Here is a 21,480-nt window from a genome sequence, read left to right as displayed (position 1 = left end):
GGTCGTGGGGCATCCTGGAAAGGTCCGCCGCCATAAGATGGGTATCCGCATGCCTGCCAAGCGCACCACCGTCCGTGACCTGCGGCGGCACAACCGTTCCCTCCTGCTGTCGAAACTCTACTTCGACGGCCCGCTCAGCCGCCACGAATTGAGCGGTCTGACCGGTTTGAGCGCCGCGACCGTCAGCAACGTGACCGCCGAACTCGGCGAAGAACGCCTCATCACCGAAGCCGGGCTTGTCGAGTCCGACGGCGGCAGGCCGCGTGTGCTGCTCCGCGTCGACCCGGCGTACGGCCATGTCGCGGGCGTCGACATCGGTGAGACCGGGGTGAAGGTCGAACTGTTCGACCTCACCATGAACCGGCTCGCGACCGTCGAACATCCGCTCGCCTCGCCCCGGCCGGACGCGGCGGCGGCCGTCACCCAGGTGGCGTCCGGACTTCGCGAGGTGATCACGGAATCGGGGATCGACGAGGCGACCGTGCTCGGTGTCGGTGTCGGCGTCCCCGGCACCGTCGAACAGGGTGAGGCGCTGCGTGTGCACGCGCCCACCATCGGCTGGAAAGAGGTCCCGCTCACCGACCTCCTGCGCGCGGAGGGTGTCGAGCTGCCGCTGTTCATCGACAACGGCGCGAAAACCCAGGGCCAGGGCGAAATGTGGTTCGGCGCCGGTCGCGGCGCCCGGCACGCGGTGATCGTCCTGATCGGGTCCGGGGTCGGCGCGGCCGTGGTCACCGACGGCACCACGTACCGGGGCTCCACCAGCAGCGCGGGCGAATGGGGCCATACGACGATCGTCTACGGCGGACAGGAATGCCGCTGCGGATCGCGCGGCTGCCTGGAGTCCTACGTCGGCGCGGAGGGCGTTCTCGCCCGTTATCGCAAGGCGCGCGGCGGAAAAGCGACCTCGGACGAGGACGAGCAGACGCGGTTCGCCGCCCTGCTGGAGTCCGCGGGCAAGTCCAAGGCCGCGGCCAAGGTGCTGGAGGAGACGGCGGGCTACCTCGGCGCGGGCATCGGTAATCTGATCAACCTGTTCAACCCGGAGCGGATCGTGCTCGGTGGCTGGGCAGGGCTGGCGCTCGGCGAGCAGTACCTGCCCGAGATCCGGCGTGTGGCGGGTGAGCACGCGCTGGCGCACGTGTTCGACCAGACCGAGATCGGACTCGGACAGCTCGGCCCGGACGCCGTCGCCATAGGAGCCGCCACTCTCCCGGTCGCCGCCCTCCTCGACCAGGGCGCGGACCCGCGGACGGCCGGGTCGAAGCGGGGCACGGCCGCCTGACCTTAATTCGAGCTCGAAAAATACATCTTGTCGCAGTGGTAGAGACCATGCATACTTTGTTGTCAGGCACAACAAAGTAGTTCTGCCGGATGCCTTCTCCTCGGGTCCCCCACGGTCAGAGAGGCGACAACGATGTCCATCTCAGCTCGTTTCCGCTGGACGGCACTCCTCGCCGCCGGCGTCCTCCTCGGCTCACTCCCGGCAACGGCCCAAGCCCCGGTCGCCGAGGCCGCGGTCACGGCCGCGACCTTCACCGACGACTTCACCGGGCCCGCCGGCGCGGGTATCGACACCTCGAAGTGGCATTTCGAAACCGGCGACAACGTCAACAACCACGAACGGCAGTGGTACACGTCCGGGACGAACAACGCGGCGCTCGACGGCCAGGGCAACCTCGTCATCACCGCGAAGAAGGAGAACCCCGGCAACTACAACTGCTGGTACGGGCGCTGCGAGTACACCTCCGCGCGACTGTCCACGCAGGGCCAGTTCACCCAGACCTACGGCCGGTTCGAAGCGCGGATGAAACTGCCGCGCGGCCAGGGGATGTGGCCCGCGTTCTGGATGCTCGGCGCCGACATCGGCAACGTCGGCTGGCCCAACAGCGGCGAGATCGACATCATGGAGAACGTCGGCTTCGAGCCGAACACGGTGCACGGCACCCTCCACGGCCCCGGTTACTCCGGCGCGGGCGGTATCGGCGCGGCCTACAACGGCCCGAACTTCTCCGACGACTTCCACACCTACGCCGTCGACTGGGCGCCGAACCAGATCAAGTGGTACGTGGACGGCAACCTCTACCAGACCCGCACCCCCGCCGACCTCAACGGCAACCGCTGGGTCTTCGACCACCCCTTCTACCTGATCCTGAACCTCGCGGTCGGCGGCTACTGGCCGGGTGACCCGAACTCCAGCACGGTCTTCCCGCAGCGTCTCGTCGTCGACTACGTGCACGTCAATTCCAGCGACACGGCCGGGAGGAGCGGCCGGATCACCGGGATCGGCGGCAAATGCGTCGACGTCGCGGGCGCGAACACCGCCAACGGGACGCCGGTCCAGATCACCGACTGCAACGGCAACGCCGCGCAGAACTGGACCATCGGCGGCGACGGCACGATCCGCGCGCTCGGCAAGTGCATGGACGTCTCCGGTGGGGGCACCGCCGACGGCACGGCCGTGCAACTGTGGGACTGCAACGGATCCGGCGCGCAGAAATGGGCGATCAGCGGCGCTCGCGACATCGTGAACCCGCAGGCGAACAAATGCCTGGACGCCACCGGCAACAGCTCCGCGAACGGGACGAGACTCCAGATCTGGACCTGCGGCGGCGGCGCGAACCAGAAGTGGACGACTCCCTAGACGTCACCGAAACCCCCGCAATTCGGCACCTGATTGCGATAGTTCGCCTTGCCGACTATCGCAATCAGGTGCCGGGTTGCGTCTGGGAGCGTTCGGCGTAGGCCTCGACGAGCTGGTTTTCGGCGTCGGTGAGGTACTGCGCGAGCAGCTTTTCCGCGCCGAGGCCGTCGCCGGCTTCGATGCGCTCGAGGATCTCCGCGTTGCGCTTGAGGTACGGCTCGTGGAAGCGCCGCGGGTCGGCCATCATGTGGAACACCAGCCGCAACTCGGCCAGGATGCCGCGCATCAGCTCGTCGATCCGTTCGCTGCCGCTGAGTTCCGCGATCGCCGAATGGAACCGGATGTTCGCGGTGCCGAGGTCCTGCCAGCGCTCACTCCGCTCGGCCAGCTTGCCGTCCTCGACCAGGCGCGCGAGCTTCGCGAACGTCGCGGGCTTCTCCGTCACCGCGCGCACCGCCGAGCACTCGACGACCTTGCGCACCTTGTAGAGGTCGACGACGTCCTCGACGGGCAGCACCCGCACGAAGACACCGCGATTGAGCTCGTGGGTCAACAGCCGTTCGTGCGTGAGCAGCCGGAATGCCTCGCGCAGTGTGTTGCGGGAGACGCCGAGCGCCGAGCCGATGTCGTGTTCCGACAGCCGGACGCCGGGCAGGAAGAACCCCTCCGCGATACGCGTGCGAAGGACACCCGCGACCCGTTCGGCCGTGCTGGTGCGGCTGATCATGCCGCGATCAGCCTCAAGTCCTTCTACCGAGGCAGGACCACCCTCCGCGATCGTCACGTGACCGATCCTACCTAGGCACAAGAGTCTCAGCCAAGGATCCTCTTGTGGAATTGTTGAACAATCCCTAAAGTGGCTACTCGTGTGACCCGTGCCACCATGAAAAGTCACCTCTGGAGGTGCCAATGAACGCGACAGCCACTACCGAAGACACTCGCCCCTTCGCCTGGTTCCGCACGCTCGGTTCGCGAGGCCGCCGGGCCTTCGTCGGCGCGTTCGGCGGATACGGGCTCGACTCGTTCGACTACCAGACCCTGCCGCTGGGTCTGGCCGCGATCACCGCCTATTACGGCCTCTCCGGCGGCGAAGCGGGCCTGCTCGGCACCACGACGCTGGTGGTTTCGGCGATCGGCGGCATCGGCGCGGGCATCCTGGCCGACCGCATCGGCCGCGTACGCACCCTTCAGATCACCATCGCGATGTACACGATCTTCACCGTGCTCTGCGGATTCGCGCCGAACTTCGAGACGCTCCTGATCTTCCGCGCGCTGCAGGGTCTTGGCTTCGGCGGCGAGTGGGCCGCCGGCGCCGCGCTGGTGGCGGAGTACTCGCAGGCGAAGTATCGCGGCCGCACGGTCGCCTTCGTGCAGAGTGCGTGGGCTGTCGGCTGGGCGCTCTCGGTCGTCGTCTACACCGTCGTCTTCAGCCTGTTCAGCCCGGACATCGCCTGGCGCGTGATGTTCTGGACCGGCGTCATCCCCGCGCTGCTGGTGCTTTGGGTCCGGCGCAACGTCCAGGACGCTCCCGTCGCGGAAGCCGCCCGCGCCACGAAGAAGGAACGCGGTTCGCTGGCGGGCATCTTCAAGCCGGATCTGCTGCGCACGACGTTCTTCGCAGCACTGCTCGCCACCGGTGTCCAGGGCGGCTACTACACGCTCGCGACCTGGCTGCCGAGCTACCTGAAGACCACCCGCGGTCTCACCGTCATCGGGACCGGCGGTTACCTCGCGTTCCTGATCTCCGGCGCGTTCATCGGGTACGTCACCGGCGGCTATCTCACGGACATCTTGGGCCGGAAGAAGACATTCCTGCTGTTCTCGGTGCTGTCGGCGGGTCTCATCGTCGCCTACACGCAGATCCCCCCGGGCGCGAACACGCTCGTGCTGTTCCTCGGCTTCCCGCTCGGGTTCTCGATGTCCGCGATCTTCAGCGGGTTCGGCGCCTTCCTCGCCGAGCTGTACCCGTCGGCGCTACGCGGGACCGGACAGGGCTTCACCTACAACCTCGGCCGGGCCATCGGCGCGACCTTCCCCGCCGTGGTCGGTTTCCTCGGCGCGGGCGGCGCGATGGTGTTCGGCGCGGTCGGCTACGGAATCGCCGCGCTGGCGCTGCTCGGCCTGCCCGAGACTCGCGGCCGCGAACTTCTGTGACCACAATCGGAAGAGGAGGCACCCGATGACCACCTTCGACGAACCGGCGACGTTGTCCCCCGGCGAGGCCCGCGCCCTGTTCCGCGCGGGCACCGCCCGCCCGACCACCGGCTGGTCCACCGGGTTCACCCAGACCAACCTGATCGCCGTCCCCGAGGACTGGGCCTACGACGTCCTGCTGTTCTGCCAGCGGAACCCGCAGCCCTGTCCGGTGCTCGACGTCAGCGATCCCGGCGACCCGTCGACGCGGCTGGCGCCCGGCGCCGATCTGCGCACCGACCTGCCGCGCTACCGCGTCTGGCAGAACGGCGCGCTGGCCGGCGAGCTCGCGGACACGAGCGGGTTGTGGCGCAGCGACATGGTCGCGTTTTCGATCGGCTGCAGTTTCACCTTCGAATCGGCGCTGGCCGCCGAGGGCATCCCGCTGCGGCAAATCGACCAGGGCCGCAACGTGGCGATGTACGTGACGAACCGCGAGTGCGTACCCGCCGGACGCCTGCACGGGCCGATGGTGGTCTCGATGCGGCAGATCCCCGAAGACCGCGTCGACGACGCCATGCGCATCACCCGCGGGATGCCGGCCGTGCACGGTGCCCCGGTGCACGTCGGCGACCCCGCCGCGCTCGGCATCGCCGATCTCGGCAAGCCGGATTTCGGGGATCCGGTCGACGCGGAACCCGGCGACGTGCCGGTGTTCTGGGCATGCGGCGTGACCCCTCAGGCGGCACTGATGGCCTCGCGGCCGCCGTTCGCGATCACGCACGCACCGGGCTACATGTTCGTGACCGACAAACTCGACAGTGAGTTCAGGGTGGCGTGATGGATCTCAGCCGTATCGACCTCAACAGCGACCTCGGCGAGGGCTTCGGCGCCTGGAAAATGGGCGACGACGACGCCATGCTCGACATCGTCACCAGCGCGAACGTCGCCTGCGGCTTCCACGCCGGCGACCCGTCGGTGATGCGGCGCGTCTGCGAACGCGCGGCGGAACGGGGCGTCGTGATCGGCGCCCACGTCGCCTACCGCGATCTGGCCGGATTCGGCCGGCGGGCGATGGACGTCGCCCCCGCCGACCTGGCCGACGACGTGCTCTACCAGATCGGCGCGCTGGACTCGTTCGCCCGCGCGGCGGGTACGCGGGTCCGGTACGTCAAACCGCACGGAGCGTTGTACAACACCGCCGCGGTGGATCCCGAGCAGGCCGCCGCGGTCGTCGAGGGGATCCGGCGGTTCCACCCCGGGCTCGCGTTGCTGTGCCCACCGGGGTCGGAAATGGCCAAGCAGGCGGAAAAAGCCGGGTTCCCCGCGTACGCCGAGGCGTTCGCGGACCGCGCGTACACGCCGGAAGGCCTTCTGGTCTCCCGGAAACTCGTGGGCGCCGTACTCCACGACGCCGACGAGGTGGCCGAGCGGGCGGTCGCGATGGCGACCACCGGCAAGGTCGTCGCCATCGACGGGACCGAACTGGCGCTTCAACCGCATTCGCTGTGCGTGCACGGCGACACACCCGGCGCCGTCGAGCTGGCGCGACGGATCCGCGCGGGGCTCGACGCTTCCGGTGTCCACATCGGATCGTTCCTCGAGGCCGCGTGATGCGAGTGCTGCCCTACGGGGCGCGTGCGGCCATGGTCGACTTCGACGATCCGTCGGAGGTGCTCGGGCTGCACGCGTCACTGGAGCAGGACCCGCCGGACGGCGTCCTCGAACTGGTCCCCGCCGCGCGGACCCTGCTCATCCGGTTCGACCCTGGCCGGACCCATCACGACCGGCTCGCCGGCGATGTCCTCGATCGGTCCACAGTGGACGTCAAACCACGCGAAGCCGCCGAGATCGTCGTGCCGGTGCGCTACGACGGCCCGGACCTGGCCGACGTCGCGGCCGCCGCCGGCCTGTCGGCCGAGGCGGTCGTCCGGCGGCACGAGGACGGGACCTACGTCTCCGCCTTCTGCGGCTTCGCACCGGGTTTCGCCTACCTGACCGGACTCGACCCCGCACTGCACCTGCCGCGCCGGACGAGCCCGCGCACCCGCGTTCCCGCCGGTTCGGTCGCGATCGCGGGCGAGTACACGGCGGTGTACCCGAACGCCTCGCCCGGCGGCTGGCAGCTGATCGGGCGGACCTCGTTGCCGGTGTGGGACGTCGAGCGGGAGCCGCCGAACCTGCTGGCACCGGGCACGCGGATCCGGTTCACTTCATGACCGCGAAGATCGAAGTGATCCACCCCGGGGTCTTCACCACCGTGCAGGATCTCGGGCGACCAGGACTGGCCGCGATCGGCGTCGGCCGGTCCGGTGCCGCCGACCGCGGTTCGCTGCGGCTGGCGAACCGGCTGGTCGGAAACCCCGAGAGCCACGCGGCTCTGGAGTGCGTCCTGGGCGGCCTCGTCCTCCGGTTCTCGGCTCGGGCGACCGTCGCCGTCACGGGCGCGCCCTGCTCGATCACCGCTGGCGGGCGGGCTTTCGGCCCGGACTCCCCGATCCCGGTCGGACCCGGCGACGAACTCGTTCTCGGGATGGCTTCTCAAGGTTTGCGTTGCTATGTCGCCGTGCGCGGCGGCATCGACGTCCCTCCGGTACTGGGCGCGCGGGCGACCGACACCCTCGGGAAGCTCGGCCCACCCGCGCTTTCGGCCGGGATGACCTTGCCGGTGGGAGAGCAGGTGTCGACCCACCCCGCTGTCGACCTGGCACCTCGCGCCCCCCTCGCGGTTGAGCCCGTCTTGCGAGTCACCGCCGGCCCTCGGGCTTCGTGGTTCACTGTCGACTCACTGTCCACTTTGGTCTCTTCCGGCTACGTCGCCACCGCCGACGTCGATCGCGTGGGCGTGCGGCTGGAGGGGCCCGTGCTGTCGCGTGCGCGAGGCGGCGAGTTGCCGCCCGAGGCCGCCGTGCCGGGCGCGTTGCAGGTTCCTCCTTCCGGGCAGCCGATCCTGTTCCTGGCCGATCACCCGGTGACCGGCGGCTATCCGGTGATCGCGGTGGTGGACGAAGCGGATCTGGACCAGGCCGCGCAAGTGCGGCCGGGGCAACGGGTGCGCTTCCGGCTCTCGTGAGTGGTGCTGCCTCCTCCGGAGGGTTGCGAAAGCCACTTTCGCAACCCTCAACGTTGCGAAAGTGGCTTTCGCAACCCGGCCCCCTCCAAACCCATGGCCCGCCGCGAGTCGTCCGCCGGATCACGCATGTCGTCCCTCTCAACACGTGTGTCGTCCGGCCGTTCACGCGAAACCGCCACCCGCGCATCCTCACTGTGTGGATTTCGGGACGTCAGATGTCCCGAAATCCACACAGTCCAGCGTGACAGGTCCTGTGAACACCTGTGCCGGAAGGGGTGTGTGGGAATAGGGACATCCAACGTCCCTGTTCCCCCACACCCCGAACTGACGCCACCTTTGCCTTACCCCTCAATAACCACTCACAAGCCCGAAACCCGCAAAGTGATGTTCAACCGTCCCACCAACCCCAGCTCCGGGTCCGCGGTTCCCGGCAAGACGCGAGGCACCCCGTGGAAAGCCAGCCGCGACTCGCCGCCGAACACGAACAGGTCTCCCGACCGAAGGTCCACATCCGTGTACGGCCGCCCGCGGTCGACCGTGTTCCCGAACCGGAAGACGCAGGCGTCCCCCAGGCTCAGCGACACGACGGGCTCGAGCGAGGCCTCGTCCTTGTCTTGATGCAGCCCCATTTTCGCGGCGGAGTCGTAGAAGTTCACCAGCGCGATGTCCGGCTCGTACGACGACGGACCATAAGCGGAGGAAACCGCCCGCCGCCCGAGATCGCCCAGCCATGAAGGGAACGGCAGCACCGGGGAGCCGTCGTCGGTCACCTTCGAGTACCGGTACGGGTGCCAGTGCCAGCCGAGGCATACCGTCCGCACCGACATGACGCCGCCGTTCGGCAGCCGTGTCCGCCGGTAACCGCGCCAGCCTCGGCAGGCTTCGACCAGCCGGCGTTGCTCGTCGAGATCGAGCCAGCCGGGAACGTGCACGGCACCGGGCGCGACCTCGGTACGCGGGCGAGGGATCAGCGCGTCCACGTGTCGAGTTTGCCAGGCCGCGCGCCGATGAGCCGGTGGCCCCGCGCCATCACGCCCGCCTCGGCGAACCGGCGCAGCACACGCTGGACGAAACGCGGCCGAGACGGGGCATCCATGACTGTCACGGCCGGAGAAGGTGCCACAAACCGGCGTCGGAAGCCACCTTTCGGACTACTCCGATCGGCCGGTTGACCGTAGTGCGTTCACCCGGTCACAGAGCGAGTTCGACCACGGTGACCCCGGCCTTGGCCGGCACCGGGTCGTTCATCTCCGCGAGCACCGCGGGGACGTCGTCGAGGCCGACCCTGGTGCCGATCATGCCTTCGAGATCGATTCCGGCGGTCTCCACCACCCGCAGCATCTCGGGGTACTCGTGCGCTTGGAGCCCGTGGATGCCGACGATCTCCAGTTCCCCGCCGATCACGCGGTGCATCGGGATCGGCGCGATGCCCTGCGCGGGGGGCATCAGCCCGGCCTGGACGTGACGACCGCGCTTCCGGAGGCTGCCGACCGAGGCCGCGCAGGTGGTCGGCGAGCCGAGACAGTCGAGGGAGACGTGCGCGCCGCCGCCGGTCAGGTCCCGGACACGCGCGGCGACCGCTTCGTGCCCGTCGAGCGCGGACGGATCGACAGCCGCAGAGGCCCCCATTCGCACAGCCAGCGCCCTGGCCTGCGGAGACGGGTCGACGGCGACCACCGAAGCACCGGCCGCGACGGCCAGCAGGATCGCCGACACGCCGACGCCGCCACAGCCGTGGACCGCCACCCACTGGCCGGGCCGGACCCCGCCTTGGCGCAGCACCGCCCGGAACGCCGTCCCGAAGCGGCAGCCCAGCGCCGCCGCCTCGGCGCAAGCCAGCGAGTCCGGCAGCGCCACGAGGTTGACCTCGGCGTTTTCGATGGCGACGTAGTCGGCGAACGAGCCCCAGTGGGTCGCGCCCGGCTGGAACTCGCGGTCACAGATCTGCTGGTCGCCGGCCGCGCACTGCGCGCAGGTGCCGCAGGCGCACACGAACGGCACCGTCACCCGGTCGCCGACCGACCAGCCGCGGACGCCCTCGCCGAGCGACGCGATCCGGCCGGCGAGTTCGTGCCCGGCGACGTGCGGCAGCTTCACCGACGTGTCGTGACCCTGCCAGGAGTGCCAGTCGCTTCGGCACACTCCGGTCGCCTCGACGGCGATCACCACCCCGCCCGGCGGCGTGGCCGGATCCGGCACCTCGCGTACCTCGGGCAGTACCCCGAACTCCTCGAAGACGACCGCCCGCACCCTTACTCCTCTAAGTTCCCGTCTCCCGGCTTCGCTGCATCACGAGGCCCTCGCCGGGCACCGTACACCGGGCCGCCCGTCCGCGCGGCGGTCCCAAAAGCCGCGACAGGGACCGCTCCGGCACCCCGAGGACGTCCTCGAGATTCTTCAGCACCAGCAGGGATTCCGGCCGCTCGGGACGGCAGCGGCCGGACTGCCAGTGGCTCAGCGTCGCGAGGCTGACCGAGCACCCCCGCCCTCTCAGCCGGTACCGGATCCGATCGAGGCCGAGGCCCCTCGCCCTGATCGCCGCCCTGAGGGCGTCCGCGAACGGCCCTGTCTCCAGCAGCCTCCTGAGTTCACGTCCTTCCGCCACCCCCCGGTCGATGGTGTGTGTCCGCTGACCGGTCATCTTCATCGCCTTCGTACGCTCGCTAGCCACCCGGAATAGCGCAGCCTAGGCGCGTGAACACATGATCGGAAGGGCCTTAGATCACCTATCGGCCCGGCATGTGGGTGAAGTGCCAAGGGCCGAATTATGCAGGGACGTACGGGAAATTCGCACCGCACGCACCATTCGAAACACGTCCACAGTGGACACGCCGGTCAACGCAGCGCGACCGACAGTGCCTGCGCGATCTCCTTGCCGATCGCGTGGGTCGCCGCGTCCGGCGGTGAGCCGACCTTGACCACCATGGGGCCGCCGAAGGGCTGGCGTTCGACGACCTCGATCCGCTCGCCGAGGCCGATCGAATGCTCGGTCAGGTAGCGCAGGAGTTCCGGGTCGGTGTCCCAGACGCGGACGATCTCGCCGACCGCGCCGGGCGGGAGGTCGTCGAGGATGCGCATCGGCATCTCCTCGACGCTGCCGTCGGGGGCGGGGATGGGGTCGCCGTGCGGGTCGCGCACCGGGTTGCCGAGCTTCGCCGCGATCCGCTCGACGAGCCTGTCCGACACCGCGTGTTCGAGCGCGTCCGCCTCGGCGTGCACCTCGTCCCAGGTGTAGCCGAGCTCGGACACCAGGTACGTCTCGATCAGCCGGTGCCGGCGGAGCACCGAGCGGGCCAGCAGCCTGCCTTCGGTGGTCAGCTCGATGCCCCGGTACGGGACGTGCGCGACCAGCCCGAGCTGGGACAGCTTGGTGACCATGCCGGACGCCGAGGACGGGCTGACCTCCAGCCGTCCGGCCAGCGACGTGTTGGTGACGGCCTCACCGCGTTCCACCAGCCCGTAGATCACCCGGACGTAGTCCTCAACGGACGACGACCTGCGGCTTGCCCCTTCACCCATGCGTGCGAGTTTACGGCTTGGCTCACTTCGTGTGCGGCCGCCAGCGGTACCGGATCCAGCCGGGGACGGGCTCGGCGCCGAGCTGGGCGTAGAACGCCTCGCCCTTCTCGTTGCCCTCCTGCATGTCCCATTCGACCCGGCCCGGCGTCCGCGCGCTCAGCTCGTCGAGCAGCTCCCGCCCGAGGCCGAAACGGCGGTGTTCCGGGCGCACGAAGAGGTCGTCGAGCCAGATCCCGGGCCTGGCCTCCCAGGTGGAGAAGTTCCAGCTGCAGAAGGCGAAGCCCGCGACCTTGTCCGGCTCCTCCGGCGGGGTGGCCAGCAGCACCCATGCCTTCGGATCGGGCCCGAAGAGGAACCCGGCCATCTCCTGCCTGTCGAGCTTCAGATCGTGTTTGTCCTCGTAGACCGCGTGCTCCTCGATGAGCGCGCAGATCTCCTCGATGTCGTCCGCGACCGCGTCCCGCACCGGCATGGGTCTCAGCTCCGTTCGTAGACGATGTCGCCGCCGACGGCGGTGGCGACGACGTGGATCGAATCCAAAGTGGACTCGTCGGTCGGGTCGGCCGAGAGGACGGCGAAGTCCGCGAGCTTGCCGGGCGCCAGCGTGCCCAGGTCCTTCTCGGCGAAAGCGGCGTACGCGGAGCCGTACGTGTACGCGTGCAGGGCTTCGGCGGGCGTGAGCCGCTCATCGGGACCCAGTACGACGCCGGACGCGGTCTCCCGCCGCACCATGTCGGCCAGCGCGAGCAGCGGCGCGCCCTCGACGACCGGGCGGTCGGAGCTGGCAGGCAGCACACATCCCGCGTCGAGCAGGCTCTTGAGCCGGTAGCACCACGGCTCGCGCTCGGGGCCGAGCGCGGCACGCATGCCGTCGCCGATCTCGTTGACGAACCGGCCCTGCGGCGAGGCGATCAGCTCCAGCGACGCCAGCCGCCGCAGCTCTTCGGGCCGGAGCACCGCGCAGTGCTCGATGCGGTGCCGGTGGTCGGGCCGCGGGTCGGCCTTGAGCGCGGCTTCGTAGGCGTCGAGGACGACGGTGATCGCGCGGTCGCCGATGGCGTGCGTCGCGATCTGCCAGCCGGCCTTGTGCGCGGCGGCGATCGTCCGCGCGATCTCGTCCTCGGGCACCTGGAAGTAGCCGACGTTGTCCGGCTCGCCCGCGAACGGCTCGTGCATCGCGCAGGTCCGGCCGATCAGCGACCCGTCGGCGAAGAGTTTCATCGCGCCGATCCGCAGCCATTCGTCGCCGAATCCGGTGCGCATCCCCAGGTCCACGCCGAAGCCCGCCCCCGCATCGAGGTCGTGCAGCACGCTCGCGGCGACCATCACCGTGCTGCGCACCCGCAGCACGCCGCGATCACGCGCCAGCTGGTACGCGGCGAGTTCGGCGGGGGTCTCCCCCACGAGACCCCCGCCGATCCCGGCCTCCTGGACACTCGTGATCCCCTCGGCCAGGTACCGCTCGCTCGCCCTGTCCAGGCCGCGGACGACGGTCTCGATCGGCGTCGGATAGGTCAACGGCCGCAGCATGAGCTGGGCCTGTTCCCGCAGCAGCCCGGTCGGCGAGCCGTCCTCGTCGCGGACGACGTCGCCGCCGACGGGCACGTTCCCCAGGTCCAGCCGCTCCAGGACCGCCGAGTTGACCACGGTCATATGCCCGGACGTGTGCTTGAGCCGAACGAGGTGGCCGGGGGCGGCACGGTCCAGCCCCTGCCGTGTCGGATGGCCGCCGGCGAGCTTGTTCTGGTCGTAGCCGCTGCCGATGATCCAGCCGCCCGGCGGCGTTTCGGCCGCACGCCGCGCGACGGCGTCGTACACCTCGTCGACGCCGCGGCAATCGGACAACGCGACGTCGTCGAGCGCCATGCCGAACCAGGCCATGTGGTTGTGCGCGTCGTGGAAACCGGGCACCACCACCGAGCCGCCGAGGTCGACGCGGCGTTTCGCGGAAAGCGCGGCAGCATCGTGACCCAACGCGACAATTCGTCCGTTCAGCGCCGCTAGCGCTACGGATTCCCCCGTTCCGGTGAGGAACCGGGCGTTCTCGTAGACCGTGTCGACCCGCATGGATTCGACCCTATCGATCGATCGATCGGTCGTCTAGGCTCGGCGTCATGAGCACCGTGGACTACGCACTCGACGACGGCATCGCTTTGCTCTGGCTGAACCGCCCGGAGCGCCTCAACGCGGTGGTCCCCGAACTGGTCGACGACCTGCTGGAGGCACTCGACGCGGCCGCCCGCTCCGACGCGCGGGCGGTGGTCCTCGCCGGGCGGGGGCGCGCGTTCTGCGCCGGTCACGACCTCAAGGAGCCCACCCCGTCCGGAGACACAGCGGATTCCAGGGCGCGGCTCGACCGGTTACAGGACGTGACGCGCCGCCTCCGTGGGCTGCGCCAGCCGGTCATCGCCGCCGTCCACGGCTACGCGATCGGCGCGGGCGCCGAGTTCGCGATGGGCTGCGACCTGATCCTCGCCGCCGAAGACGCGGTGTTCGCCTTCCCCGAGGTCTCGCTGGGCCTGAGCGTCACCGGCGCGGCGTCGCGGCTGCTGCCGCTGCTGGTCGGCCCGCTGAAGGCCAAGGAACTCCTGCTGCTGGGTGAGCGCGTGAGCGGTACCGCGGCGCATGAACTCGGCCTGGTCAACGCGGCCTTGCCCGCCGACGACCTGATGGACACCGCGCTCGCGTGGGCGGCCAGGATCGCCGCGCATCCGGCGGCCGCGGCCACGATGGCCAAACGCGCCCTCGACTCCGGCATCGACAGTTCGCTCGACGCCGCGCTCGAACTCGAAGTCAGCCACGCGCTGATCACCGAACACTCCGCCGAGGTCGCCGCCTCGGCCGAGGCCTTCCGGAGCCGGACATGACCTCGCTCGCCGGGATCGACACCCTCCTCGGGCTGACCACCAGGGCCGCCGCGCGCTGGCCGGACAAGACCGCATGGATCTTCGACTCCACCGGTGAGAGTTTCACGTTCGCCGACGTCGACGCGCGCAGCACGGAGTTCGCCCGCGCGCTGCTGGCGCTGGGCGTGGAACCGGGCGACCGGGTCGCGGTGATGCTGCGCAACCAGCCCGAGTTCCCCTTGCTGTGGCTCGCCTTGGCCAAGATCGGCGGCGTGCTCGTCCCGGTCAACACCGGATACCGCGAATTCGACGGCGCACACGTGCTCCGGCATTCCGGCGCCCGGTTCGCCGTCGCGGCCGAGGAATTCCTGGAGCTGCTGGACAAGATCGCGCCGGAGACCTCGCTGGAACGCGTGCTCACGCCCGGCGAACTGACCGGTTCCGTGGACGGCCCGGACTTCGTGAGCGAAGGCGAACGCCCGGTCAACATCCAGTACACCTCGGGCACCACGGGCGCGCCCAAGGGTTGCGTACTGCCGAACCGGTACTGGACGACCTTGGCGATCAGCCTGGCCACGGACTTCCCCATGGTCGGCGCCGACGACGTCATCCTGACCGCGCAACCGTTCCACTACATCGATCCACAGTGGAACGTCGCGCTGGGGCTCGCGGGCGGCGCGACGCTGGTGGTGCTCGACCGCTTCCACCCGTCCACCTTCTGGGAGAAGGTCCGTGAACACGGCGTCACCTGGTTCTACTGCCTCGGCCTGATGCCCACCCTCCTGCTGCGCCAGCCGGAAAGCGAGCTGGACAAGGCACATCAGGTCCGCGCGATCTGCGCCTCGGCCATCCCCCGTGACCTGCACGCCACGCTCGAAGCACGCTGGGGCACACCGTGGTACGAGGCCTTCGGCATGACCGAGACCGGCGGCGACATCCGGATGTACCCGGCGGATCACGAGGAGACGGTCGGTACCGGCTGCCTCGGCAGGCCCGCGCCCACCCGCGAGGTGATGATCGCGGACGAGGCCGGGAAACCGCTGCCACGAGGGGAAACCGGCGAGCTGCTGATCCGCGGGGTCGGCCTGATGCACGGCTACCACGACGACCCCGAAGCGACCGGGCGCGCGTTCGACGGCGGCTGGTTCCACACCGGCGATCTGGCCACAATGGACGCCGAGGGCCGCGTGTACTACGTGGGCCGCACCAAGGACATGATCCGCCGCAGCGGCGAGAACATCTCCGCCGACGAGGTCGAGCGGGCACTGCAGCTGCATCCGGCGGTCAAGCTCGCCGCCGTCATCGCGGTGCCGGACGACATCCGCGGCGAAGAGGTGAAGGCGTACCTCGTCCTCGACGAAAACGAGGGACACCGGTGCGAACCGGCCGAGCTGGCGGAGTTCTGCTCGGCGAAACTGGCCTACTTCAAGGTTCCCCGGTTCTGGGCCATCGTGACGGAACTGCCGATGACGCCGTCGGAACGCGTCGCGAAGGGCGAGTTGAAGAAGGCGGAGGACCTCCGCGCCGGTTCCTGGGACAGGACCACCGGGACATGGCTCTGAACACCCGCGAGCGCGTGCGCCAGGCGGCGGTGAAACTGTTCGCCACCAAGGGGTTCCACGGCACCGGCATCCGGGATCTGGCGCAGGAGGCCGAGCTGTCGTCCGCCAGCCTCTACCACTACATGGGCACCAAAGAAGATCTGCTGGTGGCCATCATGAACGAGTCGCTGCGGCGCCTGCTCGACGCGGGCGAGCAGGCGACCGCCGGGCGCACCGATCCCGTGTCGCGGCTCGGATCCCTGGTGGCGCTGCACGTGCTCGCGCACGCCATCCAGCCGGATGACACCCGCGTGGTGGACAACGAGGTCCACGCGCTCACCCCCGGCGCCAGGGCCGGGGTGGTGGGACTGCGCGACGCCTACGAAAGGCTGTGGGCGGACGCCATCGAAGACGGGGTCGCGGCGGGTGTCTTCCGCACCGATCAGCCTTCGGTCACCCGGCTCGCGCTGGTGGAGATGTGCAGCGGGGTCGCGCGCTGGTACTCGCCGAACGGGCCGCTCACCCTGGACCAGCTGGCCGTCCACTACGCGGAACTGGCGCTGCGGGCGCTCGCCTGCGAACGCCGGCTGGACGTCACGGCGCTGCAAAACTGCCGCGAAGTGGTCTCAAGAGTGTGGCGAGTGCCCGTTTAGCGGCGACTTTAGGTCGGTACGCCTTGCTCAGACGGCTTCTCTGGGGGACGCTCGAAGGGTGACTGAGCAAACGATCCAACTCGAACTGGACGACTCGGGTCTCTCGCCGGCGTTGCCGGTGCCTTCGAACCCCCGTGATCAGGTGCAGGACGTCCCCTACCGCCCGGTGGGATTCCGGGACGACGACCTGCCCACGGCGCTCGAACGGTGCGCGACATGGCTACGCCAGGCTCAGGAGTGGCTCGGGGAACCGGTCGATGTGCTGGCCGTCCATCTCGACTACGACGACCGCAAGGGTTCGCCCTACTACGACGTGAAACTTCTCTGCAACGAAGAGGACCTGGCCGGGGTCCCGATCGCGATGCGGAATCAGAAGGACGAGGACGAAGACTAGAGAGACCGACGCAATGAAAGGTCCTTTCCTCGCAAATTTTGCGAGGAAAGGACCTTTCATTGCACTTGAGGGCTGTATCAGCCCAAGGTGCCGCCGACCTTGACGTGCCCCTTGAGCAGGTTGCGCGCGATGGTCCGGCGCTGGATCTCGTCGGTGCCCTCGTAGATCCGCAGCAGCCGCAGTTCGCGATACCACCGCTCGACCGGCAGTTCCCGCGTGTAGCCCATCCCGCCATGGATCTGCAGGACGCGGTCGACGATCTCGTTCGCCTTCACGCCGCCGTACAGCTTCGCCATCGACTGCGCGTGCCGCGAGTCCAGCTTCTGGTCGACCTGCCAGGCGGCGTGCAGCACCAGCCAGCGCAGGGCCTCCAGTTCGGTGCCGGAGTCCGCGATCATCCACTGGATGGCCTGGCGTTCGGCGATCTTCTGCCCGAACGTCTCCCGGGTGTTGGCGTGCTCGATGGCCATCGAGATCAGCCGCTCGCAGGAGCCGATGGCGCGGGCGGGCAGCAGGTAGCGGCCGGCGCCGATCCACTGCATGGCCAGGTCGAAACCGTGGCCGAGCTCGCCGAGGATCTGCGTCTCGGGCACGCGGACGTCCTCGAAGACCAGCGCGGCCGGACCCCATTCGCCCATGGTGTCGATGTACTCGGACTTCCAGCCCGCGTCGCGGTCGACGAGGAAGCAGGTGACGCCGCCGTTCGCACCCTTCTCCGGGTCGGTGATCGCGAAGACCATCACGAAGTCGGCCTCGTTACCGCCGGTGATGAAGGTCTTCTCGCCGTTGATGACCCAGTCGGTGCCGTCCTTGCGGGCGGAGGTCCGGATGGCCTTGGCGTCCGAACCCGCACCGGGTTCGGTGATCGCGAAGCACGACTTGCGCTCGCCCGAGATCGTCGGGAGCAGGTAGCGCTCCTTCTGCTCGTCGTTGGCGTAGTACAGGATGTTGTCCGCGGCGCCACCGAAGCGGAACGGCACGAACGTGCGGCCGAGTTCGGCCTCCAGCAGTGCGGTCATCACCGCGGACAGGCCCATGCCGCCGTACTCCTCGGGCGTCTGCACACCCCAGAAGCCGGATTCCTTGGCTTTCAGCTGCAGTTCGCGCAGCTCGTCGGAGGCCAGGCCGGGCTGGCCGGCGCGTTCGCGGCGCAGCACCTCCTGCTCGCGCGGCATCAGGTCGCGCTGGACGAAGGTGCGCACCCAGTCGCGTACCTCGCGTTCCTCGACGCTCAGAGAGAAATCCATGGTCAGCCCGCTCCTGTTCGACAGTGACTAAGCGCTCGCTTAGTTCAGCGTACCGCTTCGGTTGTCGTTCGCCGAGAAGTTGTCATAAGTTTTCGCAACCTGTCCCCACCTCGTCGAAGGGCACCCATGAGCACGGCAGCACCCGCGGCGAAGCGGGATCGCACCCATTACCTCTACCTGGCCGTCATCGCGGCGGTGGCGCTCGGCATCGCGGTCGGCATCCTGTTCCCCGAGGTCGGCAAGGAACTGAAGCCGCTCGGGACCGGGTTCGTGAACCTGATCAAGATGATGATCTCGCCGATCATCTTCTGCACGATCGTGCTCGGGGTCGGCTCCGTGGCGAAGGCGGCGAAGGTCGGCCGCGTCGGCGGGCTCGCGCTCGGCTACTTCCTGATCATGTCGACGGTCGCGCTGGTCATCGGCCTGGTCGTCGGCAACATCCTCCAGCCGGGCACCGGACTGCACCTGACCCCCGAGATCGCCGAAAAGGGCCAGGGTCAGATCGCCAAGAGCGAGGGCACCGTCGACTTCCTGCTCGGGATCATCCCGAAGACGCTGGTCTCGGCGTTCACCGAGGGTGAGGTCCTGCAGACGCTGCTGGTCGCGCTGCTCGCCGGGTTCGCGCTGCAGAAGCTGGGCACCAAAGGCGAGCCGATCCGCCGCGGCATCGAGCACATCCAGCGGCTCGTGTTCCGGATCCTGGCGATGATCATGTGGGCGGCCCCGGTCGGCGCGTTCGGCGCGATCGCCGCCGTCGTCGGCGAGACCGGCTGGAAGGCGCTGCAGAGCCTCGCGGTGATCATGCTCGGCTTCTACATCACCTGCGCGCTGTTCGTGTTCGTGGTGCTCGGGCTGATCCTCGGCCTGCTCGCCAGGGTCAACATCTTCAAGCTGCTGAAGTACCTCGGCCGCGAGTTCCTGCTGATCCTCTCGACGTCGTCGTCCGAGTCGGCGCTGCCGCGGCTGATCGCGAAGATGGAGCACGCCGGCGTCTCCAAACCCGTGGTCGGCATCACCGTGCCGACCGGGTACTCGTTCAACCTCGACGGCACCGCGATCTACCTGACGATGGCGTCCATCTTCATCGCCGACGCGCTCGACAAACCGTTGACCATCGGTGAGCAGATCTCCTTGCTGGTGTTCATGATCATCGCGTCGAAGGGTGCCGCCGGGGTCACCGGCGCGGGGCTCGCGACGCTGGCGGGCGGGCTGTCCTCGCACCGGCCGGAGCTGGTGGACGGCGTCGGGTTCATCGTCGGCATCGACCGGTTCATGTCCGAGGCCCGCGCGCTGACGAACTTCGCGGGCAACGCCGTCGCGACCGTGCTGATCGGCACCTGGACCAACGAGATCGACCGCGAGCAGCTCGACCGGACGCTGGACGGCCGATCGCCGTTCGACGAAGCGACGCTGCTCGACGAAAACGCGGGTGACGCAACGGCGGGATCGGGTAAAGACGCTACTCAACGAACACCCGAGTGATCCGGTGCGGGATCGGGTAGAAAGAGAGACGTGATCGAATGTGCGGTCCGCTGGTCCCCGCCCCTGTCCGCCGAACCCCGGTTCCTCGCCTTGCTCGACGAGGTGGAGCAAGGCCGGTATGGAAGCTACCGCCAGGACATCGACAAACGCCGGTTCCTGACCGGCCGCGTGCTGGCGAAGACCGTCGCCGCCGAGCGGCTCGGCCTGGCCGTCGAGGACGTGAGCTTCGACGCGACCTGCGATGACTGCGGAAAGCCGCACGGCCGCCCCCGGGTGCCCGGCGCGCCGCTGATGCTGTCGATCTCGCATTCCGGCGACCTCATCGGCGTCGCGGCCACCGCGGGGACCGCGGTCGGCCTCGACGTCGAGACGGCCACCAGGCCGGCCGAGGACTCACTCATGGAGTACGCGCTGACCCCCGCCGAACTGGCCGCGATCTCCGGGCTCTCCGACGACGAGCGCGCGACGGCGTTCTTCACCTACTGGACGCGCAAGGAAGCGGTCATGAAGGCCACCGGGAAGGGCCTCAAGATCCCGCTGCAGAGCATCACGTTCTCCGGCTACGACGAGCAGGCGCGGCTGGTCCGGTCGAGCCACCAGGCCCTCGACCCGGACCGGACCCGGCTCGCGGACCTGAAGGCGGCCGAGGGCTACCGGGCCGCCGTCGCGCTGCTGACGTCGGACGACATCTCGGTCACCGAAGCCTTCGCGACCCTCTGACCCCGCAATTCGTCACCTACTTGCGTGGGCGCTTACCGGCGCCGGGCATCGATCGGGCGCAAGTAGGTGACGAATTGCGGGGGTCCTAGATCTCCAGGCCCATGGCGGCGAGCAGGGTGCGGAACTTCGCCGAGGTCTCGTCGAGCTCGGTCCGCGGGTCGGAGGCGGGCACGATGCCGCCGCCGGCGTACAGCCGCATGGAGGTGTCGGCGATCTCGGCGCACCGGATCCCGACGGCCCATTCGCCGTCCCCGGCCGCGTCGACCCAGCCGACGGCACCCGCGTAGTACTCGCGGTCGAACGGCTCCAGTTCCCGCACCAGCGAGCGTGCGGCATCGGTCGGCGTTCCGCAGACGGCGGGGGTCGGATGCAGCGCGGCGGCGAGGTCCAGCGCGGTGATGTCCTGATCGAGCAGCTCACCCGTGACGGTGGTCGAGAGGTGCCAGATCGCCGGCGTCGAGACGAGTTCGGGGCCGCGGACGTCGAGGGTGCGGCAGAACGGCCGCAGGATCTCGACGACGGACTCCACCACCACGGCGTGTTCGACGTGGTCCTTTTCGGACGCCAGCAGCGCCTCACCATTCGCCTTGTCGATCGCCGGGTCCGCCGACCGGGGCATCGACCCGGCATGCGGCCGGGACAGGACGGCCCCGCCGGTGCGGGACACCAGGAGTTCCGGGGTCGCGCCGACCAGCGTGCGCCCGCCGGGAAGCTGCGCGGCGTAGGTGGTGTGCCGGGGGTTGCCGTTCGCCAGGTTCCGGACGACGTCGGCGACCGGAACGGCCTCGGAAAAGTCGAGGTCGAGCGCGCGGGCCAGGACGACCTTGCGCAGGTCCCGGTCGCTCAGCGCCGAGACGGCCGCGCGCACGGCGGCCAGATGCGCCTCCGGCTCGGGCACGGGAGTGACCTTCACCGGCTGCGGAAGGGTGGTGCGCGGCGGGACGGCCGCGTGCTCGGACGTCGCGCGATGGATCGCACGGGGCAAGACCAGATGCCCCGGCGTCGAGGTGGTGTCGAAGGGCAGCACGCCGACCGCGATCGACGCGCCCGAGTCGGCGAACAGTCCGGGGAGCGCCCCGGAGAGCCGCGCCGGATCGGTGTCGGTCGCGGTGGCCGCGGCCCCGCTCGCGAGGAGCGCGTGCCGCGCCGTGGCCAGGAGGAAGTCGCCCCGCTCGTAGCGGGCGGCCAGGTCTGCCGGGGTCGCCGGTGCGGTACTGGTCGTCACCTC

General features: G+C 69.3%; 23 protein-coding genes. 13 read left to right on the top strand and 10 right to left on the bottom strand.

The genetic code is table 11. The features are described 5' to 3' along the window. Nucleotides 1–37 precede the first annotated feature (37 nt). Together DL990_RS36300 and DL990_RS36295 are read left to right on the top strand one after the other, a co-directional pair. Nucleotides 38–1,285: an ROK family protein gene (locus tag DL990_RS36300; protein ID WP_199746738.1), complete on the top strand. Its 1,248-nt coding sequence runs from the start codon at nt 38–40 to the stop codon at nt 1,283–1,285. A 132-nt stretch (nt 1,286–1,417) separates the two neighbouring features. After that, on the top strand, nt 1,418–2,644 hold the full coding sequence (locus DL990_RS36295) for a glycoside hydrolase family 16 protein (RefSeq protein ID WP_125801391.1): 1,227 nt from the start codon (nt 1,418–1,420) through the stop codon (nt 2,642–2,644). Between the two features lie 64 nt (nt 2,645–2,708). On the opposite strand, the gene DL990_RS36290 is transcribed toward DL990_RS36295, so the two are convergent. Beyond that, a complete protein-coding gene (locus tag DL990_RS36290) occupies nt 2,709–3,371 on the bottom strand; it encodes a GntR family transcriptional regulator (protein WP_125789375.1) in 663 nt (220 codons plus the stop codon). 182 nt (nt 3,372–3,553) lie between these two features. Here DL990_RS36290 and DL990_RS36285 point away from each other — a divergent pair, with 182 nt between their 5' ends. The 5 genes from DL990_RS36285 to DL990_RS36265 are packed head-to-tail and all read left to right on the top strand — an operon-like array spanning nt 3,554 to nt 7,850. Next, nucleotides 3,554–4,798 (top strand): MFS transporter, encoded by a 1,245-nt coding sequence (locus DL990_RS36285; RefSeq protein WP_125789322.1) that lies wholly within the window; start codon nt 3,554–3,556, stop codon nt 4,796–4,798. Nucleotides 4,799–4,823: 25 nt separating this feature from the next. Next, complete coding sequence (locus DL990_RS36280; protein WP_125801390.1) at nt 4,824–5,618, top strand: putative hydro-lyase; 795 nt, start codon at nt 4,824–4,826, stop codon at nt 5,616–5,618. Nucleotides 5,619–5,632: 14 nt separating this feature from the next. After that, nucleotides 5,633–6,391, top strand: a complete 759-nt coding sequence (locus tag DL990_RS36275) for a LamB/YcsF family protein (protein ID WP_125801424.1) — start codon at nt 5,633–5,635, stop codon at nt 6,389–6,391. Next, the gene (locus tag DL990_RS36270) at nt 6,391–6,996 is read left to right on the top strand and encodes an allophanate hydrolase subunit 1 (RefSeq protein ID WP_125789324.1); all 606 of its coding nucleotides are present in this window, start codon (nt 6,391–6,393) and stop codon (nt 6,994–6,996) included. Before DL990_RS36275 ends, DL990_RS36270 begins: the two co-directional genes overlap by 1 nt. Then, complete coding sequence (locus tag DL990_RS36265; RefSeq protein ID WP_125801389.1) at nt 6,993–7,850, top strand: biotin-dependent carboxyltransferase family protein; 858 nt, start codon at nt 6,993–6,995, stop codon at nt 7,848–7,850. Before DL990_RS36270 ends, DL990_RS36265 begins: the two co-directional genes overlap by 4 nt. 359 nt (nt 7,851–8,209) lie before the next feature. On the opposite strand, the gene DL990_RS36260 is transcribed toward DL990_RS36265, so the two are convergent. From DL990_RS36260 to DL990_RS36235, 7 genes are all read right to left on the bottom strand, one after another. Further along, nucleotides 8,210–8,830 carry an alpha-ketoglutarate-dependent dioxygenase AlkB gene (locus DL990_RS36260; protein ID WP_125789326.1) on the bottom strand — a complete coding sequence of 207 codons (621 nt, stop codon included), beginning with the start codon at nt 8,828–8,830 and terminating at the stop codon, nt 8,210–8,212. Continuing rightward, the gene (locus DL990_RS42260) at nt 8,818–8,946 is read right to left on the bottom strand and encodes a hypothetical protein (protein WP_255431420.1); all 129 of its coding nucleotides are present in this window, start codon (nt 8,944–8,946) and stop codon (nt 8,818–8,820) included. The genes DL990_RS36260 and DL990_RS42260 overlap by 13 nt, the downstream gene beginning before the upstream one ends. 95 nt (nt 8,947–9,041) lie before the next feature. After that, complete coding sequence (locus DL990_RS36255) at nt 9,042–10,100, bottom strand: zinc-dependent alcohol dehydrogenase family protein (protein WP_125801388.1); 1,059 nt, start codon at nt 10,098–10,100, stop codon at nt 9,042–9,044. A gap of 10 nt (nt 10,101–10,110) precedes the next feature. Then, nucleotides 10,111–10,497, bottom strand: coding sequence for a transcriptional regulator (locus tag DL990_RS36250; protein ID WP_125801423.1), 387 nt, complete (start codon nt 10,495–10,497; stop codon nt 10,111–10,113). 188 nt (nt 10,498–10,685) lie between these two features. Beyond that, complete coding sequence (locus DL990_RS36245; protein WP_125684091.1) at nt 10,686–11,369, bottom strand: metal-dependent transcriptional regulator; 684 nt, start codon at nt 11,367–11,369, stop codon at nt 10,686–10,688. Nucleotides 11,370–11,391: 22 nt separating this feature from the next. Beyond that, nucleotides 11,392–11,841 (bottom strand): GNAT family N-acetyltransferase, encoded by a 450-nt coding sequence (locus DL990_RS36240; RefSeq protein WP_125789328.1) that lies wholly within the window; start codon nt 11,839–11,841, stop codon nt 11,392–11,394. A gap of 5 nt (nt 11,842–11,846) precedes the next feature. Beyond that, on the bottom strand, nt 11,847–13,436 hold the full coding sequence (locus DL990_RS36235) for an amidohydrolase (RefSeq protein ID WP_125801387.1): 1,590 nt from the start codon (nt 13,434–13,436) through the stop codon (nt 11,847–11,849). 47 nt (nt 13,437–13,483) lie between these two features. Here DL990_RS36235 and DL990_RS36230 point away from each other — a divergent pair, with 47 nt between their 5' ends. Genes DL990_RS36230 through DL990_RS36215 form a run of 4 tightly spaced genes read left to right on the top strand, consistent with a single transcriptional unit; the run spans nt 13,484 to nt 16,803 of the window. Then, entirely contained in the window at nt 13,484–14,236 is a 753-nt protein-coding gene (locus tag DL990_RS36230; RefSeq protein WP_125789330.1) for an enoyl-CoA hydratase/isomerase family protein, read from the top strand. Further along, the gene (locus DL990_RS36225; protein ID WP_125789331.1) at nt 14,233–15,777 is read left to right on the top strand and encodes an ATP-dependent acyl-CoA ligase; all 1,545 of its coding nucleotides are present in this window, start codon (nt 14,233–14,235) and stop codon (nt 15,775–15,777) included. Before DL990_RS36230 ends, DL990_RS36225 begins: the two co-directional genes overlap by 4 nt. After that, nucleotides 15,768–16,409, top strand: a complete 642-nt coding sequence (locus tag DL990_RS36220) for a TetR/AcrR family transcriptional regulator (RefSeq protein WP_125801386.1) — start codon at nt 15,768–15,770, stop codon at nt 16,407–16,409. Before DL990_RS36225 ends, DL990_RS36220 begins: the two co-directional genes overlap by 10 nt. A 58-nt stretch (nt 16,410–16,467) precedes the next feature. Beyond that, nucleotides 16,468–16,803 carry a hypothetical protein gene (locus DL990_RS36215; protein WP_034308634.1) on the top strand — a complete coding sequence of 112 codons (336 nt, stop codon included), beginning with the start codon at nt 16,468–16,470 and terminating at the stop codon, nt 16,801–16,803. 77 nt (nt 16,804–16,880) lie between these two features. On the opposite strand, the gene DL990_RS36210 is transcribed toward DL990_RS36215, so the two are convergent. Beyond that, complete coding sequence (locus DL990_RS36210) at nt 16,881–18,050, bottom strand: acyl-CoA dehydrogenase family protein (protein WP_125789333.1); 1,170 nt, start codon at nt 18,048–18,050, stop codon at nt 16,881–16,883. Nucleotides 18,051–18,176: 126 nt separating this feature from the next. Here DL990_RS36210 and DL990_RS36205 point away from each other — a divergent pair, with 126 nt between their 5' ends. Both DL990_RS36205 and DL990_RS36200 read left to right on the top strand, forming a co-directional pair. Then, nucleotides 18,177–19,532: a cation:dicarboxylate symporter family transporter gene (locus DL990_RS36205; protein ID WP_125789334.1), complete on the top strand. Its 1,356-nt coding sequence runs from the start codon at nt 18,177–18,179 to the stop codon at nt 19,530–19,532. 30 nt (nt 19,533–19,562) lie between these two features. Then, nucleotides 19,563–20,252 (top strand): 4'-phosphopantetheinyl transferase superfamily protein, encoded by a 690-nt coding sequence (locus tag DL990_RS36200; protein WP_125801385.1) that lies wholly within the window; start codon nt 19,563–19,565, stop codon nt 20,250–20,252. 85 nt (nt 20,253–20,337) lie between these two features. Here the strand turns inward: DL990_RS36200 and DL990_RS36195 are convergent, their stop codons facing one another. Further along, complete coding sequence (locus tag DL990_RS36195) at nt 20,338–21,477, bottom strand: isochorismate synthase (RefSeq protein ID WP_125789336.1); 1,140 nt, start codon at nt 21,475–21,477, stop codon at nt 20,338–20,340. Nucleotides 21,478–21,480: the final 3 nt, after the last annotated feature.

This window comes from Amycolatopsis sp. WAC 01416, assembly GCF_003947485.1.
Lineage (GTDB): Bacteria > Actinomycetota > Actinomycetes > Mycobacteriales > Pseudonocardiaceae > Amycolatopsis.
This window is presented reverse-complemented; position numbering and strand designations above follow the sequence as displayed.